This is a genomic window from Robbsia andropogonis (assembly GCF_034047095.1).
GTDB lineage: Bacteria > Pseudomonadota > Gammaproteobacteria > Burkholderiales > Burkholderiaceae > Robbsia > Robbsia andropogonis.
Map to the genome: position 1 here is coordinate 64,683 of NZ_CP139164.1, position 18,183 is coordinate 82,865.

The window sequence follows — 18,183 nt, forward strand, 5'->3', positions numbered from 1 at the left end:
TTACTCCAGACTTTGGTCTTTCAGTGGCAGGGGCACATTCGTACGCGGCCTGGCGTATACGCGCTTGTACAAAGTCGTTTTCCCCGGTGCCGAAGGCCAGAAGCCGCGCACCAGCGGGAACGGATCGTAGACATAGAACACTTCAACGACGATTGCCGAATCGCCACTGCGGAATGGCCAATACGTCGGCAGAATCGTCGACGTCGTTTCCTTGGTCACCGCCTTGGATGTGTTCCATGGTGCCGATGCCTGCCACCAGATCTTGGGGGTGCCCGCCGTCGTAGCGGTATTGGGTGTCGTAGAGGTACAAAGTGGACTGTCACATACGGAAGTGATGATCACGCCACCATTTGTCGACAGTGCGAGTGGCTGGGCGATCAAATTAGCAGCGTTCCATACCGATCCGAGGGCATTCGCGTTGGTTGTCCCGGTGTCATTGAACACAGTCGTCATCATCGACAGTGAATCGGCCAACATAAAGGCCGTGTGTTCGACCGTACTCTGGGTCCGCATGAAATTATAAATGTCGAGAAAGCCCAACAGCACCATCAGCATAAGTGGCATGATGATGGCAAGTTCGAGCGACGCGGCGCCGCGCTCCAACAGCGACCCACGCCTCACGCGACGTCCCCTGGCCCCGATGCGCAGGACATCCGCCTGCCGCCTTTCAATGGAGAAATGGGTCATTTTTCGTTCTGCACCATGAACTTACGCGAGAAAGTCAGGGTATTGATACCGAATACTTTCAATATCCCGGTCATCCCTGTAGTAGTCAACGTGACCGAATACACGACAATATCGCCGTACGTACCTTGGCTACCCGACGTGCCTCCTGTCCCTGCGCTCGCCGCGCCATAGCTAGAATACGAGACGGTGGAGTAAGACATTGTCGTGCCGGGCAGCTTCAACCAAGGTCCCATAACGCGATTCAGTACCGCCAGGGTTTGCGCGTCACGCGTGCTGTTCGCTGGCACCGTTGTAGTCATGCCAGCCCGCCCGGCTTGCTGGGTTGCTGTCTGGAGAGTCGCGTCCATCATCATGTCGAAACTGATTTCGAACGACGCCAGTACGACCAGCATCATGAATGGCGCAGCCACCGCAAACTCGATAGCCGTAACACCGCGCTCCTCGCGAGCAAACTTGCTAACGAGATCGCGCAGACGTGGCACGACGCCAAACCGGTGGCAAGAAGACCTCATTTCATATCCCGCGTATCAGTCAAGGGACCACGCAGTTGCGTCAACGGTGCGGAAATCACGCCAGACTGCCCGTCCGGCGATGCCGCGCTGTGATAGCCACGATGAGTGCGCAGATATTCGTAGTACTTCAAGTTATTGTTGACGTCTTCCCGCGACATGTTCTGTTGTGTCAAAAGTTCCGTTGCCACTTTGTCATCACCCAGCATGGCGTAAGCCAGCGCCAGGTCATCTTTCGCCTGCGGTGGCGCCGCGGGAAAGCGTGTAACGTCCAATAGCACAACGGTCGCGGCCTTTGGATCGCCCCCGCTCAGTAACGACATACCAAGGTTTGTCGCCAAATAAGGGTCACCGGGATTTGCAACGAGTGCTTGCCGTAAAACGGCTTGCGCCCCGGCATGATCACCGCTCATGTCCAACGCGGTACCCAGACCCGCGGCGGCCGCGGAATTATTCGGGGACATCGTCAGCGCCAAGCGATACATCCGAATCGCTTCGTCGAACTTACGTTGACGAATGGCGATGCGCCCGAGATCGACAATCGGTTCGAGCTCATTCGGCGCAAGTTGATGCGCATGTTCGTACAGCACGGCCGCCCGCGTGAAATCACCGACGGCATACAAGGTGTCGCCAAGCCCCACCAACCCTTCTACCGAGTCCGGGTTATTGGCAACAAGCCGTTCGTAAATCGTGCGCGCCATCTGCATATCGCCATGCGCCAGCGCAATTTTTGCGATCCTTACTTCTTCGGCCGGCGTTGCCTGCGACTTCAGCGGCCCTGATGCCGTTCCCGAGGCATGCACCGTCATCTGCGTCGTGCAAGCGCTCGTCGCGATCAGGAGCGCACACCCAATAATCAACACGGTCGGCCGGGGGAACTTCTGCGGCAAGAGAAACAACCACGGCATAGAGGGTTTCTGGCTCATTGCTGATTCACATAGGAGAGCAACTGGATAACCGCGGGGCCAGCCGAAATCACGACCACCGCAGGCAAAATAAAAACCAACATCGGTAACACCATCTTTGGCGCCAGTTTCGCAGCCTTCTCTTCAAGATTCACGATATGGGCCAGACGCTCGGTACGCGAAAGTGTCCGTAGCGCTTGTGTAATCGGCGTCCCGTAACGCATCGACTGAATCAATGTCCCGATCAATGCTTTGATCGAAGGCAGATCCACACGTTTTCCCAAGGCATGAAGTGCCGTGGCCGTATCCCCGGACAATTTCAGCTCGTCGGCCGTCAAGGCAAACTCTTGCGCCAGCGGCGGGCAGATATTGGTCATTTCATCGGCAACACGGCGCAAGCTCAATACAAAGCTATTACCGGCATTCGTACAAATCACCAGCAAGTCCAGCGCATCCGGCAAATAACCGGAAATCGCCTTCATGCGACGTGCTCCAATCCACATCAAGACGTATTCGGGGAGGATCATGCCAACCATGAACGCGCCGAGCATCGCCACACCCCGCGCAGCGGGAAAGCTGCCGACGAGTGGCAAGCGGGACCCCATCAAGATAGTCGTCACGGCAACAATGACGCCAAACGAGAATTTGATCGCCAACACGATCGACACCGCGTTCCGACTCCGCATGCCGGCTTTCAGGACCGTGCCTTGCAATTTCGCACGGGTCTTTGCATCGAACAACGGCATCTTGTCGCCAAACGTGGCGAGGCGACGCGCCAATCCGCTAAAGCGCCCTGATCCCCCGGCATGTTCGTCCTCGAGGACCGCCAATGCGTTCTCGTCTTGTTGATCGATTGCGGCCAGTCGCGCGCGTTCTCCGATGCGGCTACGCGCACTACCATGCTTCACCATCCACCACACAGCCAATGCAAGAAAACCGGCAAGCATGATCGACAAATTAATCAAGATATCGAGTTCATGTTTCATCGCGAGGTATCCAATTTCGACATCTTCGTAATGACGATCACACCAAAGATCATCGCGATAGCGGCGGCGCTCAGCAGCTTGTGTCCGGACTCCGTGGTGAAGAGCACGAGCAGGTAATCGTAGTTAAGGAAGTACATCCCACCCATCACCGCGAAGGGCAATGCAATAAGGATCTTGGTCGTGATTCGCGCTTCACCGGTCAGCGCCTTCGTCTTCTGTCGGATTTCGCGACGCGTACGGACGATGTTGGCGAGATTATCCAACGTCTCGCCCAACTGACCGCCTGTTTCACGCTGCAATGTCAGGCACACGCAGAAGAACGCAAAATCGGCTATTTCAATACGGCGTGTCGCCGTCTCCAACACGTCCGTGATATCACGCCCCACTTGCAATGAGTCCGCCATGATGCGGAACTCGCCGCTCAGCGGCGCCGGCGATTCATCCGCCACGGTGGCGATCACCTGCGTGACGGGAACACCGGCGCGAACTGCACGGAGAATCGTATCGATGGCATCCGGAAACGCTTCGAGGAACCGACGACGGAATCGCTCCACCAGCATACGATAGGTTGCAATCACCGCCAACGGCATCTCCACGACGACCGATATCACACGCACCCAGCCTGGAATCGGCACGAGCTTCGCGGCGATCAACGACTCGACAAGAACGATTATTGCCACACCGAAAATGATCTTCAGGCCATTCTTTCCGGCCACCGTCGATAAACGGACCAGTTTTGGCGTCATGTACGTTGCCCACAAACCCTCTTCCGGCCTGTCGACGGTGAACAGCACTTCGTCCTGTTTTGGTTTCCTGGAACGCCTCGATTTTTCCTTCTCGATGCCGAATTCGCCTTCCACCCGCTGCCGGATGCGGGCATCGGGTAGTTGCTTGCGCAAGTCCTGTAACAACAGCACCATCGCGCCGACAATGAACGTCAGCAGCGCGGCAAGCAGCGGGATGATCGTATCGAGCGTCATGCGCGCATCGCATCCATCAGCGCCTGTTCCAAACCGTAATATGCCGCGCGTGGCATGAACGCCGGGCGAATCGCCGCGCACTCGAACGTCCCCTTCACTTCCTCGCTGTATGCGGACGCATCGTACTTGAATGCAAACAGATCTTGCGTGATGATCACGTCACCCTCCATACCGACAATTTCGGTGAGTCGCGTAACCCGACGCATCCCGTCACGCATCCGCTCAACCTGCAGAATCATATGGACAGCACTGGCGATCTGGCGACGAATCGACAGTAGCGGCAAGTTGCCATTCGCCATCATCACCATGCTTTCGAGACGCGTGATGGCGTCACGTGGTGAGTTCGCGTGGATCGTCGTCATCGAGCCATCGTGCCCCGTGTTCATGGCCTGCAGCACGTCGAACGCTTCCGCGCCCCGGGTTTCACCCAGAATAATTCTGTCCGGCCGCATCCGCAGCGCGTTCTTTACAAGATCGCGTTGATTGACCGCACCGAGACCTTCTGTATTCTCTGGCCGCGTCTCCAGACTGACCACGTGGGGTTGCACCAATTGCAGTTCAGCTGCATCCTCGATGGTCAACGTCCGCTCACCGAGACCGATAAAATGCGACAGTGCGTTGAGCAGTGTTGTTTTCCCGGACCCGGTACCGCCGGAAATCAAGATATTGAGCCGACAGGTACTTGCCAATTTCAAGACATTCGCCATTCCTTCGGACAAGTTGCCTTGTTGCGCCATTCGGAACAACGTAATGTTGCGCTTCGAGAACTTACGAATCGAGATACAAGCCCCATGAATCGCCAAGGGCGGCAGCACCACGTTGACCCGGCTGCCGTCGGCGAGGCGAGCGTCCACCATGGGACTGCTTTCGTCCACGCGACGCCCGACGTTCGCGGCAATCCGCTGCGCAACCGTCACGACATGGCTGTTGTCTCGGAATTTATACGGACTCAGCTCTAGCTTGCCACCCCGCTCGACATAAATCTGGTCGGGGCCATTCACCATGATGTCGGTCACCGCTTCATCAGCAAGCAATGGCTCAATCGGGCCGAGCCCGAACATATCGTTGAGCAATTCGCCAACAATCTGGCGCTGCTCGGTCATCGTGATATTCAGTTGCTCACGCTGCGCGATGGTCGCAACGAGTTGATCGACAACCGGCTGCATCTGCTCGCGCGTGCGGCCCACCGCAGCGGAAGCGTTCATTGAAACAAAAACGCCCTGCCGGATGGCTTTGTATTCTTCCGATCGGATCAGTGCGGCATTGCCTTCGCCAGGCTGCGTTTGCGAAGCGGCGCTGGTGGGGGGAGTGACCAACTTGGTCGCGGCGCCAGTGCCAGGCGCGCTCGCCGCCGGCGGTGAAACAGGCTTCACGGGAACCGGCATCACGGATTGCGCTTCCATCGCTGGCGTCATGGCGCTGGACGAAGTTGCAAGCGCCAGCATGGCCTGCGTCGCCATCTCGGTTGCCGATGCGTCGATTTCAGCGGAAACGAGTGTCTCGTCCACCATGCTGGTGGACTCCGGCGCCTCCAAATTAATCGCTTTCGCGCGTCTCTGTCCGAACATCACGCCCTCTTCAGCTTGCCTTTCATCTTGTCCATCCAACTGAGCGTCTTTTCCGTGCGCTGGCCAGTCAAGTCGTTCGCCAACGTGGTGATCGCCTGATTGAACTGGCTGCCACCACCGTCTTTCGGCGCCTCGCCCAGGTTCTCCGCAACCATCAGCGTCTTCGGCTCGAACCGGAACTCCTGCAACGTAGTACGTCCCAGCGCCGCATCCAGATCACTGATATCCACTTTTCCCGCCACGGCGCCATTCGGATTGTTGACCAACACCGATGTCTGCGGGTTGTGATCGCGTTGTTCGATATGCTTTAGCAAGCGCACGGTTTGGCGTGCCGAATGCACCGTGCGATCCGACACCACATAGACGCGAGCCGATCGATCGAATGCTTCCTCGATCAGCGGCGTCAGCGTACGCGGCGCGTCCATGAGCACATAGTGAAAGCTGTTGCTCAACAACTCCAAGACCCGTGTCAACGACTGCGCCGCAAAATTCGCTTGCTTGTCCAGATCCAGCTCGGCGCTCAGCATGAACAAGCGATTTTGATTCGACGTCAACGTGCGTTCGACATATTGCGGGTCCAGTCGGTGCGCGTTTTCCAGTACATCAACCAGTCCACCATTGCTTTTAAGGCCGAGCATCGCATTTGCACCGCCACCATGCAGGTCGAGGTCGACGTACACGACACGGCGGTGCGTGCGGCCGGACAGATGTCGGGCGAGGCCAACGGCCAACGTTGTCACGCCCACACCACCGCGAGTACCCGTGAAGGTGATGATCTTGCCGGTGCGCGACGACGCGACATCCCGCACACGCCCCTCAGAAAAGTCGAACGTACGAGTAAGCAGTTCGACGGTCAGCGGCTTGACCAGATAATCACGTAATCCAATCTTCAGCAAGCTGCGATAAAGGCCGACGTCGTTGCGCTCACCCAATGCAACCACTTGCACTGACGGCTCGCAAACCTCGGACAATCGCATCAGATCAGACAACGGCATTGCCGAACCATGCAGGTCGATCATCAACAACATCGGCGATCTGTCGACCTTCGCGAGATAGGCGATGGCTTCATCGATCGTCCCTATCGCGACATGCACATGCGGTAACGCCTGATCCAGCACGTAACGCCGTAATACCTGTTCCGTTTCCTTGTCGGAGACGAACGCGACAAAGTCCGCCACGCGTGCAGCGCTTGCTTTGCCGGTAACAGGAATAGCTGGACTCATCTTTTGCAACGCTTTTTAAACAGTAGTGATCGATTCCGAAATAGGGACAGCCCGACCCTTGCCTGCTACATGCCCCCGGAAGGTCAGGCATGCGACATGGCGTGGCTTATGACCCGCCCGGTTTCACCGAATTATTGTCCTTCAACGGCATGACCGCGCCGTTCTGATACCGATGCACCGCACTTGCCGCAACCGCTGCATCCGCAGGCGTCAAGGCATGCGGGGCAACCAAGTCTGATGGCTGCGCCAATTGCGCGGCCAGATTCGTATATGTCGCACAACCCCAGGCCATCTTCGGTCGCGGTGTCGTGCCGCCGAAGACCACCGAATCCTCCGACAATTGAGAGCAATCCGGTGCAACCGCGTGCTTGCCGTCATAGCCGATCACGTCGACGTCACGCATCCCAAGCGGGGGCTCGGCGCAACCGCACACCAGCAGTGCGGCCAGGATCGACAACCGTGCCCGACGAGATCTTCCGCGCCGGGTACGGGAATCGGTATAAGTAGGAGTCTTCATGATCTTCATCTCAATACACGTAACCGGCGCTGCCGCGCAGACGCGGCGCGTTGTCATCCGGTGACGCGCCGCTCGCGCGGCCCATGCTGTACTCGGCGTCATTACGAATACCGGTCAAGCTGTCGAGTGGATTGCGCAATTGCCCCGGATCGGTCGGCTTCGCCAGATAAGGGGTGACCGTGATGACTAACTCGGTCTTATTATTCGTATACTTCTTCGACGTGAATAGCTTGCCGATAATCGGAATCGACCCCAAACCTGGCACCTGCGATACCGTATCGCTCGACATCGCTTGCAACAAACCGGCGATCGCGAAACTCTGGCCGCTCGCCAGTTCCACCGTAGTATCCGCGCGGCGCACCGAGAGTCCGGGAATCGTGATCGAATTACTCGTCACACTCACGGTCGAATCGATCTGGCTGACCTCGGGACGAACCTTCAGGCTGATTCGGCCATCATTGAGGACGGTCGGCGTGAAATCGAGTTTGACGCCATACTGCTTGAATGACACGCCGATCGCACCGTTCGTCTCCGATACCGGCACCGGATACTCGCCGCCGGCAAGAAAGCTCGCGGTCTGTCCCGACAACGCCACCAGATTCGGCTCGGCCAGCACGGAGATCAGCCCTTCCTGGTTCAGCGCATCAAGCACGCCTTCGATATCGGTATTGCCCACCTTGAATCCGCCAAGGAACGAGTACACGTTGCCGGACTGGATCGTGACCGGATACGTACCTGCCGCCTGACCCGTGACTGTCTGCGAATAATCGTAAATCGACCGTCCGTTATACACTCCGCCAATAAACTTTCCCGCCGCGGTGCCGAAGGCGTTCCAATTGATGCCCAACTGCTGCGTGACATTACGATCCACTTCCGTGATCCGCACGCGCAACTGGATTTGCTGCGATTGACTGACCGTCATGCGATTCACGACACTGGTCGTGTTGTTCGCGTATTGCTTCACTGCCTGCACCACAGCATCCGCATCCGACGCAGTGGGCGCGGAACCCGTCAAGATGATCGCACCATCAGTGACATCCATTCGCACCGGCATCGACGGGAAACGGGTCCGAAGCACCTCGCGCAAGCTGTCGAGCGCCGGTCCGACTTGCACGGCCCGCTCCAAGATCGTCCGTCCATCAGCAGCCATCACATACACCGTGGTGGTACCCCATTTCTTGCCGAGCACGAACAGGTTGCGCGCCGTAGGGGCCTGTACGTCCGCAATCGCCGGGTCCACGACAAAAACGGATGCAGCGGGGGCCGGCAACGTCAGCATCGCGCCCTTGCCCACTTCCAGCGATAACACTTTGGCCGGCACCGCATTGATGCCCATGCCCGGACTATTGATTGCGCCCTTGCCAACCACGGGTGCCGGCGACGAGGTATCGACGGTACTGCCCGTCCCACTCATGATCGTGACACCCGGCGCCGCAAGCACCGGCAACGTCCACACGCTCGCGCTGGCCAGCGCGAGCAAGCAGTACGGGGCCATCCGATGCGTATTACAAGACTTGCTCATGTGAGATGACATCCAGACTGACCGACGCCAGACCGGCGTCTCGAAAAGCGGCGTGTCGGACCTACCGACACGAATAAGGCTGCCGGGTTGGCCAAGCCGACAGCGAAGCCGCGCGGATATCTATGCGGCGGTGCTGCTTTCACGCACTATACCGTGCTGCATAACCTCGCCAAGCGACCCATGACTGCTGGCGATACCCCATCATTGCGCGCGGGGCGTCATCATACCCTGCGGTAACGGCGGTGTGCCTGCGCCACCGGACATCGATCCACCCGCGGTATCGGTGCCCGCCGACGACCCGCGGTAAATCACGACCGGGCGTTGCACGGGTGCGACGCTAGCAGGCGCCCCTGACGGCGGCGGCGCCGGGGCTTGCAACGCCCGCGTCACATCGCGTGACCATACAGGCGGCGGCAGCGCATCGGTCGTCGGCCCGACAGGCGTGATACCTTGCAGCCCGCTTGCCGCCAGCAAACCAGGGTTATCCCGACTCGTGGTGGCAAAGCTACGCAATGCCAACGACAAGCTGCCAAGGCGCCCCGCCACGGAGACCACTTCACTCATATGCGGCGTGACCTCCAAAGTGACCGTTCGCGCGGAACGCCGTTGATCGCTACTGCCATCCGGATTTTTGGGACGCTCCAGTTCCGAGCCGGACGCCAACACGCGGACATGCTGCAGGACGGTCTCGCTGACATACGAATGCGCATTGCCGCTGTTATCGTAATCCGGTGCTTGCTGGGTAAGGAGAAGATCGACGTAGTCACCGGGTTCGATGAGCCCCGCATTGCCGGACACATCATCCACGGCAACCGACACCGCCAACATGCCGGGCTTCAACGTCGCGGCAAGAAAGCCAGGGGCATTCGGGAGAATCACATCGGCGGCATGGAGCACCGTGCCTGCGACAACGGCATGACGCAGCAATGCGCCTTTCAAATCCGGTGCGCCCGCCGCGCCAAGGATGATGGCATCGGATGGTACCCGATCGGCGGGAACGTTCTTCCACTGGAGGTCGTCATCGCGCAGCAACAAACCTTGCGGCAAGTCGGCGGCACTGACGCGAATTTTGGGTTCGGGGGGCGCCTGCTCCGGACCACGCGTGCTTAGCGAGATCACCGTCTTCGCAATGAACAGCACGAGGACCGAGCCCACCAGCAATAACAACAACTTGATGAAATTCGACATGACAACCTGAGCGTGGGCGTCAGTGGAGCGGATACTGCTGGGTCATCAGCAACGGCATAAGCCCAGGCAGTATCCATGGCCACAGTACCATGCAGCTTCCCCCGGAGGCTATCGCCACCCCGTAAGGTACACCGCGGACGGCCGAAAACAACGCCAGCACGCGTGCGACGCCGCTCCCTTTGCCCGGTTCGAGGCGTCGTGTGGCGAAACTCAAAATGCCCACGACGGTCCCCGTCAGCGAGATCACGGTCAGCATCGGTGCGGCAAGAAGCGGGCCGGACCAAAGAAACAAGACGGATAACAATTTTGCGTCGCCGCCGCCCAATACGCGCAACGCGAATAAAGCCAAACAGATTAGCAGTGCGACACCACCAGATAGCAGATGCATGCCGAACGCATGCCATCCAAGCTGCTGCAAAGCTGCAAATATCAGAAACGCAGCACCAATCGCCACGACCCATGCATTGGCCAGACGACGATACCTGACATCCGACACGGCCAGCCAGAGCAACCCTGCCAACACGAATACCCGCAGACCCGATGAGACCAATTGAATTGTCACGATATCGCCCCGGGTGCTCGTGTTGGCATCCTCCTCCGACGAGAAGGATGCTGTGTGCGCCAAACCAGCGATTAGCTGCCGCTCTGCGTCGTGTTTGCCTTGCTGAACAGCGTGGCGAACATCGTGCTTACTTGCGTCTTGAAGGAGGTGCCGATACCTGCCAGCGCCAAAACGACGATACCTGCCAGCACTGCGTATTCCATTGCACTGACACCGCGCTCGTCACGAACAAAAGCCTTGAAGAACTTTGACATCTGGGATTCCCCAATAAATAAATACAACTTGAATAGAGCAGCCTTTCGGTGCCACTGTCACACCAACCCGTACCGCATCGCCAAAAGGATCAGTAATTTATCCCGATCGCTTTTCAGCAAACCAACATGCAGCGCACACATTTGCTGAAGAATTTACGTATTCTGATGGTTACGTTGAATTCGACCGCATTATATACAAGCACTTACGCCAAGGAAGTGAATTTTATGCAACATGACGCCATGTCGCAAAAATTACCTAATATCCCTTATTGCTCGACCTGTCTCCGACGCGTCACACCGATTTCACCGGGACTGACCTACTCGATAACGGCCCACCCCCGATGAACTTGAGTATATATTTGGTCACGCGCGGGCAATTGCGCTAAGTGCGAGGTTTTTCAGGCTTTTATTGACGAATTGGAGAAACGGCGGGGTTCGGCTCGATGACGGATTCGGCTCCCAAACCAACGCTTGTCAAGCCACCATCGGTCACATAAGGGATAAAACCTAGCTGGACAATTTTTATTACCGTTTCTTTCCTGCAATTAGCGTTATCAATAGAACAATAGTCTATTGCGATAATAGGTATTTTATATTGCTCACGAATTTTATTCACTTGCCCGAGCAGCCAGTCACGATCATTTTGGGGTACCGCCACATAACGTTTTTCTGATGCGTTCCATCCTTGATACAACGATTCGAACGCGACCATCTGCACGAGTGAATGCACATCGGGCAAGATTTCGAAGCCACGATTGAATATCAGTTTGGCCTGCGGGTAGCGTCGTGCCATCAGACGCACGACTCGCTCGAGTCCGTCTTTCTGCGCGGCACGCTCGGCATCAGTGGTGGCGATCAATTGGAAGGAATCCAGCGTATCAAGGAAAAAACCGCGATAGCCTTTCTTCCAGAGTGGCGTCACGACCTTGTCGACAAAGAAAGCTGGCCAACCCGGGGCGGTCTGGTCGATGACATCCGACGCCCATGCCTTGTTTTGAGATGGTCGCCACGATTTTGGAATCGCTTTGTAGTAACTGCGATTTGGATGAACCTCACCAACGCTTACATAGGCATACCACTTTGTATGGCCGACGGATTGCGTCCGCGGATCAAATTGCGCATCCGGGTCCAACACGACGATATCGAAGCGGCTGAGGTCATCGATCGGCGGCGTGACACCGTAGTACAGCGCCACTGATGGCAACGGCGCGCTAGCATCGGCCGTGGCGAACTTCGCCGGAAAGAGCACGGCAAGCAATGCCATGGCAACATTGGCGATATGTCCGATGCCACGTGACGTGGCGGTGCTGCGATACAACGGCATCAACTCATTCTCCTTCAGAACAGAACAGCGCCATACGGAGAGCAAGACCCGCCCCGCCGATCGTCGCGCTTCAACGATGCAGCATATAGGTCTCGTATTCCAGCGTGCTGAACTGGCGATCCAGAATGCGTACCGATAGCATCACCACGATCAACAATGCCGCCGCGAATCCATAACCGAACGCATCAGGACCGATGACCAGGGTAATACCGGTGAAGAGCGCGTTCAATACCGCGAACAGCGCCGTCAGAAACAATACGGTACGGCGGCGGTCCAAATAAAAAAATACGTTCAGCAATCCTAGCAGTAACACCTGCAGGCTTGCGGACACGACGTCGATCACCAGCAAGGGTAAATAGAGAGGCGTGATATTCAATGCGTTCAACAACGGAACGCCGATGGCGGCGATCAACAGCATCACCAGCAATTGCACCTTGATGATCTCGTACAACCCTGCACGTACGCTGGATACCATCATGTTACGCATGTCCTGGATATGCGCATAGGTCGCACCATTACGCACCGCATCGTAGAAGCCATCGTAGAACTCGACAAAGTCGGCTTCGATACGCACAAGGAAGGCCGCCATCCCGGGCATCACGCAGACATAGGCAATGAAAATCGGGATGTCGTAGATTACCGATGCCCGCAATGGTCCGATCACCGGGCTGCTGGTGGCCGGCCAGAACCAGAACATGAACTTGTCGATCCACACGCCAAGATTGAACAGAAAACCGACCCACGCCAGTGTCGGGTAGGTGAATTGCCGGTCGAACACCTCGAACGAGACGAACCGGTGACTACGATAATCGCGATAGATCAACGCATTCAGTCCTCCGAGAAGCACGATATGACCAATGACGAAACCCGCGAGCAGCCCCACCAGCCCATACCGGTTCAACGCCAGCGCAAGTCCGACCACACAGCCATAGCCGATCGCGAAGACAATCAGTATCTGCCGATACTGCTTGACGCTCGAGAGAAAAATCACCGCAATCCAGATGTTGCTCACCACGGTGAATCCGATGACCATCAAAACCCGATACGTCAACGGCGTCTCGTGAAAACTGAATACCATCGCCCCGACGCCAACGATTCCGGACAAGATCGCCGCCACCAATACCACGGCGTTGTAGTTCGACAGCACCAGATCGTGACGCTTCTCGAACAGACGATCCGAAATGAAACGGGTGAATGACAATTGCAACGGGCCGGTCAATATCAAGCTCAACGCAATGAGATACGTCACCGACACCTGAAACTGCACAATGGCGAATTTCGGTACGACGGTGGCAATGCTCAGCAGACCAATGATCAGAATGCCAAAGATCGACAGAATCAGCGGTCCTGAACTGATCAGCCCCGCGTACGCGTAAGCGCGCGCAGCACCGGCAAGCGTTTCCCGGCGCAAGATCTTGCGCAGTTCGAATCCGATGCCGGCCATTTACGTCACACTCCCGGATTCAAGGGATGCGTCATTCCGCGAACGTAAAGCCGGCATGAAGAGCGCTTTCAACCTGGCGGCAATGCGGGCGACGTCACGCTCAGCATCTTCCGCCTCGATCACCTGGCCACTTCGACCGAACCCCATCGGACATTGACCGCCTCCCATCGCATTTACCCGGCCTGGTGTGGTGTCCATCGGAAGACGTGTATTTCCAGCGGCGACAAACGCGTTCAATGCCGCAATACCCGCATCGGTTTTCGCGACGTGCTTATCCCGAGCGCTCGTATTGAACCAGAAAGCAAACCGACGCCGAGACGTCCCACGTTTCGATGCATCACCAGCCCCGCCCCCATCGGAGCCGGAATCATTTCCGCCGGACGGAGCCATCGGCATCGACAGCGTCGGCGCGCGTGACAGCTTGTCGTATAAATCCCGATAGCTGCCCACCATCTGCGCCTTTGTGTAGTATCGGCGTACTCGCGCGATCCCTGCCTGCTGTGCCTCGATCCACCGGGTTTCGTCGCCGAGCAACGCAACGGTGGCTTGCGCGAACATGGCGGGATTGGCGATTTGCACTACCACGCCGGATGCGCCAAGCGCGCGGTCAGCTTCATCGTTACCCTCGATCAACTGCCGGCATGAACCGACATCGGTCGTAATAGCGGGAACACCGGACGCGAACCCTTCCAGCAACACCAGGGGCAACGCTTCGCTGATGGACGTCAGCGCGATCAGGTCGATCTGCGGCATCATGTCGTCGATGCGCTGGAATCCCATGAATTTCAGGCGTGACTGCAAACCGAGGCTTTCAACCAAGGCCCGACACTCCTTGGCGTACTCGGGATCCTCCTCTTCCGGTCCGATGATCCACCCCTCGATATCAGGCATTGACCGCGATGCGATGAAAATACCGCGAATGAAGGTCTTGATGTCCTTGATGGGAACCACACGCCCAATCAGCCCGACAATCCGGCGGCGCCCTTGCGTACGCTTGGCGATCAAAGGCGCGAGCCGTTCGACGTCGATCCCGTTTGGAATGCTGCGGGTGCGCTCCGCGCGCGCGCCGTCGGCGACTTGCCGCAAACGATTCGTCTCATATAGCGCGACGATATCCGACGATGCATCGTAAGCAAGTCGGCCGATCGCCTCGAAGAACCGCACCCACAATTCTCGAAAATAACTAACGCGAGAAATATCGCGTTCGAAGAGCCCACGGTTATCGCGTATCCACTGGCTCTGAAGCAAGTCGATCTTGCGCTCCTTCGTGTAGATGCCGTGTTCCGAGATCAGCAGTGGCCGTCCCGATCGATAATGCAACAACGCGCCCAGGAAGCCCGCATAGCCCGTCGAGACCGTGTGATATACCTGCGCCTTCGGCACCGTGCGGGCCACCTCGGCCAGTAACCATAGCGGACGATGCATGGTACGCACCGTCCAGAAATAATCGGTGAATGATGGGTCCGTGCAGAACCGTTCGTAGCGATCGACAATCGATTCCCATGCACGCCGACTGTTCAGGAAGTGTGCTTCACTCAAGCCCCCATCGGCACTCAACATCGGAATCAAATCGGCAATCAAGCTACCGATCGTCTGCCCCCCTCGCGGATCACGCATGGCGTCATGCAACGCGGACGCACGTTCAAAGGCATCGTGATTACCGTCCACCGCAAATGGTCGAGCCGCATCGACCGCCACCGGTGCATACAGGAAGTGCGTCTCTATATGCACCACATTGTCAGGTAACTCATAAGCGGGCGCACCGTAGTCCGACCGCTGGCTTCCAATGAAGACAATCGCGAAACGGATATCTGGAAATGCACGGATCATCTCGTTCACCCAGCTGGACACGCCACCGCGAACATATGGGAACGTGCCTTCCAGCAACAGGCAGACATCGGCATGCGCCGATCGACGTTCAGGGAGTGCTTTCATGTCGACCAGTACTCCACGACGGGTTTGAAAACAGGCAAGGCATTTCGGCCCCGCAACGCTTCCAGCAGCACATGCACGGACGCGTAGTCGCGGTTGAGGAAGGCCGCTTCGGCCATCCAAGGCGCCAACCGATCACTCGGGAAACCCAACTCGCGCGCGTGCTCGAACGCTTCCCTGGCAAGTACCGGATCACCGTTGACAAGTGCCAGGCGGCCGCGGCGTAACCATAATGCGGCGTCGCCGCCGCCGATCGCGAGCGCGGCCTGCGCATGCTGGTCCGCCTGTTGCAATGCGTGGGTCTGAACCGCACCCTGCACGATATTTTGATACGCCAATTCGAAATAGAGCTCCGCAAGCAAGCGGTGCACGGCTTGCAGTTGCGCTTCATTTGCAGCATAGGCTATCTGCTTACGCGCCGCGAAGATCTTCTGCATGATTTCATTTTCCGCCTGGTCCATCCGACCATAAGCGATCAGGCGTACATCCTCCAACGGGTCTGTCAGCAGTTCACGCAGTAAGGGGCTGGTTGTCCGCGTGGGCATCTGCTGAATGGCAACCAGCGCGGACAAACGATCCGACGCTGGCACCGCGACATTGGATACGCGAGCCTGCAAGCGGGCGCCACTGCCATGCGTCACTTGAGAGACGAGATTGGAGACAAATGTCGGACGCGGCACCGATACGATCTGTACGCTCGGTACCCGACCTGGGAACCACTTCGCCCATCCGCAGGCGAACAAGATCACGAAGCCGCCGATCAACGGCACAAGGGTGCAAGTCAGCCATAGCAACAGGAACGTGGCCTTGCGGGGAAACCGATACGCAAGCGGCAAGCACTCGCGAAACATGACCGCTTCAGCAAGGCCCGCGACACATTGCCATCCGAAATACAGCAGGAACGGCGTGCGATCGCTCGAGACGTCGATACCGCGCACCAAAATGGAGACAGCAACTGATTGCGCGATGATCGTGCCGACAAAACCCAACACGAAAAGCAATATGCGCCGGGCACGTTTTTCCTCGGCATGCGCGGTGCCGACTGGGTCGTTGGCATCACGATGCCCTGTCTCAGACGGAGCAGGTGCCCCAGCTTCTCCGGTGGCCCGATCGGTAGGGGTTGGCTTAGTCATCAACGCCGCTGAGGGTCAGAATACGTTGTAAAGCCAGCGCCGGGTCCAAGTCTCCGAGCAACTGTGTGTGCACGGCGACACGCGCGGTTTCAAGGTCCATCGCAAACTGCGCGCGCAAGCTGGATTCGATCCGCGCCAGATACCCGTTGATGCCGCCCATGTCGGTGACCGGCATCAGGTTTACGACGATCGAGTGCTCGGCCGTCTGGATTTCCCAGAAAACATCCAACGCCCGTCGTCGGCGCGAAACATGCTCGAACAGCGAGTCGCTGGCTTCGGTCCGCGGGAACGTCAACGATACCAGTGATGAATGTACGCCGGTACGCGCCGCCATTCGCCCGAGGCGGCTTAATTCGAGCGCGAACTCCACAGGACAATCGGGCACCACGTCAATGACGTGGCGCACCAGTTCGGCATGCTCCAGACCATCGCCAAAATAACCAAGCAATACCTGGATCAACTGTAGGTTGTCAAATGTCAGCGACAGGAATGGCATCCGTCTGATCACCAACACACCACGAATCGAGCCGTCGGCCGCCAACAACGGCGCACAGACCAAATAGAGGCTATCAGGCAATTCCCCCTCGTCCATTTTCAAATGGGCGAGCGCGCCGTTCTCCAATGCATGCGTGATCAGTGCATCGCCGGGCACCAGGTCGAACGGATCGCCCACGATGGCCATCGCGACGGTGCTGACACGGCCATTGCGCACGGTATAAAACGCGGCCTGTTCGAGACGACAGATCGGCGCGATATACCGCATCAACTGTTCGGCCGACATCTTGCTTTCACCGGGGTCTTGCAAGCCGCCTTGCACCGACATCCTCCGCAGCTCGACGATCGAGTCGCGCAAGGTCGTTGGCTGCGACAGCAGGTCCTTTTCGAGACGATCGTGCGACATCCGCAACAAGTAATGATTGTTCGTCAGCGCGACGAGTCGATCGCTGAGATAGTCGTTTTTCGCACCGGCCTGGATGGCACGGGCACCCCACGTATCACCGAAATGGCCGACGACGATCACCTGCACCATCCCACCGGCGAAGAATCCCACCGGGAACGCACCGCTTCCTACACCCGAGTGTCCTATCAACACCCATTCCACCAGCATGAAGGCCCCTCCGAACAGCCCGAGTAATGTGCCATAGCGCAACGCCAGCACCATTGGCGCCAACCATATCCACGGGAATGCCGCAGCCAGGGCGAGCGGATCATGAGGACGCAGCATGGCCAGGATCGTCAGGACGATCAGCATGAAGGCGGCACTTTCCACCAACGCGAACGGACGCTGCACCGCCGGCGCGATCATGCGCCGGATGCGGCCGACGTTACCGAAGGCGCCGGTCTTTCGCAGCGCGCTACCCTCCGTGGGTGCGTCGGCGGCACCTGCGGTGCGCCCTTCGCCCTTGGACGCCTGCTGTGGCGTGGGAATGGCCATGATGTATCCGTCTA

16 protein-coding genes and 1 pseudogene are annotated in these 18,183 nt (G+C 57.8%); all 17 read right to left on the minus strand.

All coding sequences use genetic code 11. The features are described from left to right. Nucleotides 1-687, minus strand: a complete 687-nt coding sequence (locus SJQ66_RS00300; protein ID WP_024904547.1) for a TadE/TadG family type IV pilus assembly protein — start codon at nt 685-687, stop codon at nt 1-3. Then, the gene (locus SJQ66_RS00305; protein ID WP_046153549.1) at nt 684-1,199 is read right to left on the minus strand and encodes a TadE/TadG family type IV pilus assembly protein; all 516 of its coding nucleotides are present in this window, start codon (nt 1,197-1,199) and stop codon (nt 684-686) included. The genes SJQ66_RS00300 and SJQ66_RS00305 overlap by 4 nt, the downstream gene beginning before the upstream one ends. Beyond that, the gene (locus tag SJQ66_RS00310) at nt 1,196-2,122 is read right to left on the minus strand and encodes a tetratricopeptide repeat protein (RefSeq protein ID WP_081765048.1); all 927 of its coding nucleotides are present in this window, start codon (nt 2,120-2,122) and stop codon (nt 1,196-1,198) included. Before SJQ66_RS00310 ends, SJQ66_RS00305 begins: the two co-directional genes overlap by 4 nt. Then, the gene (locus tag SJQ66_RS00315; protein WP_046153551.1) at nt 2,119-3,087 is read right to left on the minus strand and encodes a type II secretion system F family protein; all 969 of its coding nucleotides are present in this window, start codon (nt 3,085-3,087) and stop codon (nt 2,119-2,121) included. The genes SJQ66_RS00310 and SJQ66_RS00315 overlap by 4 nt, the downstream gene beginning before the upstream one ends. Then, nucleotides 3,084-4,067 (minus strand): type II secretion system F family protein, encoded by a 984-nt coding sequence (locus SJQ66_RS00320; RefSeq protein WP_253464993.1) that lies wholly within the window; start codon nt 4,065-4,067, stop codon nt 3,084-3,086. Before SJQ66_RS00320 ends, SJQ66_RS00315 begins: the two co-directional genes overlap by 4 nt. Beyond that, the gene (locus tag SJQ66_RS00325) at nt 4,064-5,635 is read right to left on the minus strand and encodes a TadA family conjugal transfer-associated ATPase (protein WP_236693578.1); all 1,572 of its coding nucleotides are present in this window, start codon (nt 5,633-5,635) and stop codon (nt 4,064-4,066) included. The genes SJQ66_RS00320 and SJQ66_RS00325 overlap by 4 nt, the downstream gene beginning before the upstream one ends. Beyond that, a complete protein-coding gene (locus SJQ66_RS00330) occupies nt 5,635-6,858 on the minus strand; it encodes a CpaE/TadZ family protein (protein WP_253464995.1) in 1,224 nt (407 codons plus the stop codon). The genes SJQ66_RS00325 and SJQ66_RS00330 overlap by 1 nt, the downstream gene beginning before the upstream one ends. Nucleotides 6,859-6,964: 106 nt before the next feature. Continuing rightward, complete coding sequence (locus tag SJQ66_RS00335) at nt 6,965-7,375, minus strand: CpaD family pilus assembly lipoprotein (protein WP_046153567.1); 411 nt, start codon at nt 7,373-7,375, stop codon at nt 6,965-6,967. A 10-nt stretch (nt 7,376-7,385) separates the two neighbouring features. Continuing rightward, nucleotides 7,386-8,711: a type II and III secretion system protein family protein gene (locus SJQ66_RS00340; RefSeq protein WP_036011446.1), complete on the minus strand. Its 1,326-nt coding sequence runs from the start codon at nt 8,709-8,711 to the stop codon at nt 7,386-7,388. Between the two features lie 387 nt (nt 8,712-9,098). After that, nucleotides 9,099-10,085 carry a Flp pilus assembly protein CpaB gene (gene cpaB, locus SJQ66_RS00345; RefSeq protein ID WP_320533733.1) on the minus strand — a complete coding sequence of 329 codons (987 nt, stop codon included), beginning with the start codon at nt 10,083-10,085 and terminating at the stop codon, nt 9,099-9,101. 19 nt (nt 10,086-10,104) lie between these two features. Then, nucleotides 10,105-10,647, minus strand: a complete 543-nt coding sequence (locus SJQ66_RS00350; RefSeq protein ID WP_157685116.1) for an A24 family peptidase — start codon at nt 10,645-10,647, stop codon at nt 10,105-10,107. Nucleotides 10,648-10,718: 71 nt separating this feature from the next. Next, complete coding sequence (locus tag SJQ66_RS00355; protein WP_024904558.1) at nt 10,719-10,901, minus strand: Flp family type IVb pilin; 183 nt, start codon at nt 10,899-10,901, stop codon at nt 10,719-10,721. Nucleotides 10,902-11,307: 406 nt separating this feature from the next. Continuing rightward, a complete protein-coding gene (locus SJQ66_RS00360) occupies nt 11,308-12,225 on the minus strand; it encodes an endo alpha-1,4 polygalactosaminidase (RefSeq protein ID WP_024904559.1) in 918 nt (305 codons plus the stop codon). A gap of 70 nt (nt 12,226-12,295) precedes the next feature. Next, on the minus strand, nt 12,296-13,669 hold the full coding sequence (gene pelG, locus SJQ66_RS00365) for an exopolysaccharide Pel transporter PelG (protein WP_024904560.1): 1,374 nt from the start codon (nt 13,667-13,669) through the stop codon (nt 12,296-12,298). Between the two features lie 405 nt (nt 13,670-14,074). Beyond that, nucleotides 14,075-15,604: pseudogene (gene pelF, locus SJQ66_RS00370) on the minus strand (GT4 family glycosyltransferase PelF); the annotation flags it as partial. Further along, nucleotides 15,601-16,734 carry a hypothetical protein gene (locus SJQ66_RS00375; protein WP_024904562.1) on the minus strand — a complete coding sequence of 378 codons (1,134 nt, stop codon included), beginning with the start codon at nt 16,732-16,734 and terminating at the stop codon, nt 15,601-15,603. The pseudogene pelF and the gene SJQ66_RS00375, both read right to left, overlap by 4 nt. Further along, complete coding sequence (locus SJQ66_RS00380; protein ID WP_024904563.1) at nt 16,727-18,169, minus strand: PelD GGDEF domain-containing protein; 1,443 nt, start codon at nt 18,167-18,169, stop codon at nt 16,727-16,729. Before SJQ66_RS00380 ends, SJQ66_RS00375 begins: the two co-directional genes overlap by 8 nt. Nucleotides 18,170-18,183 lie beyond the last annotated feature (14 nt).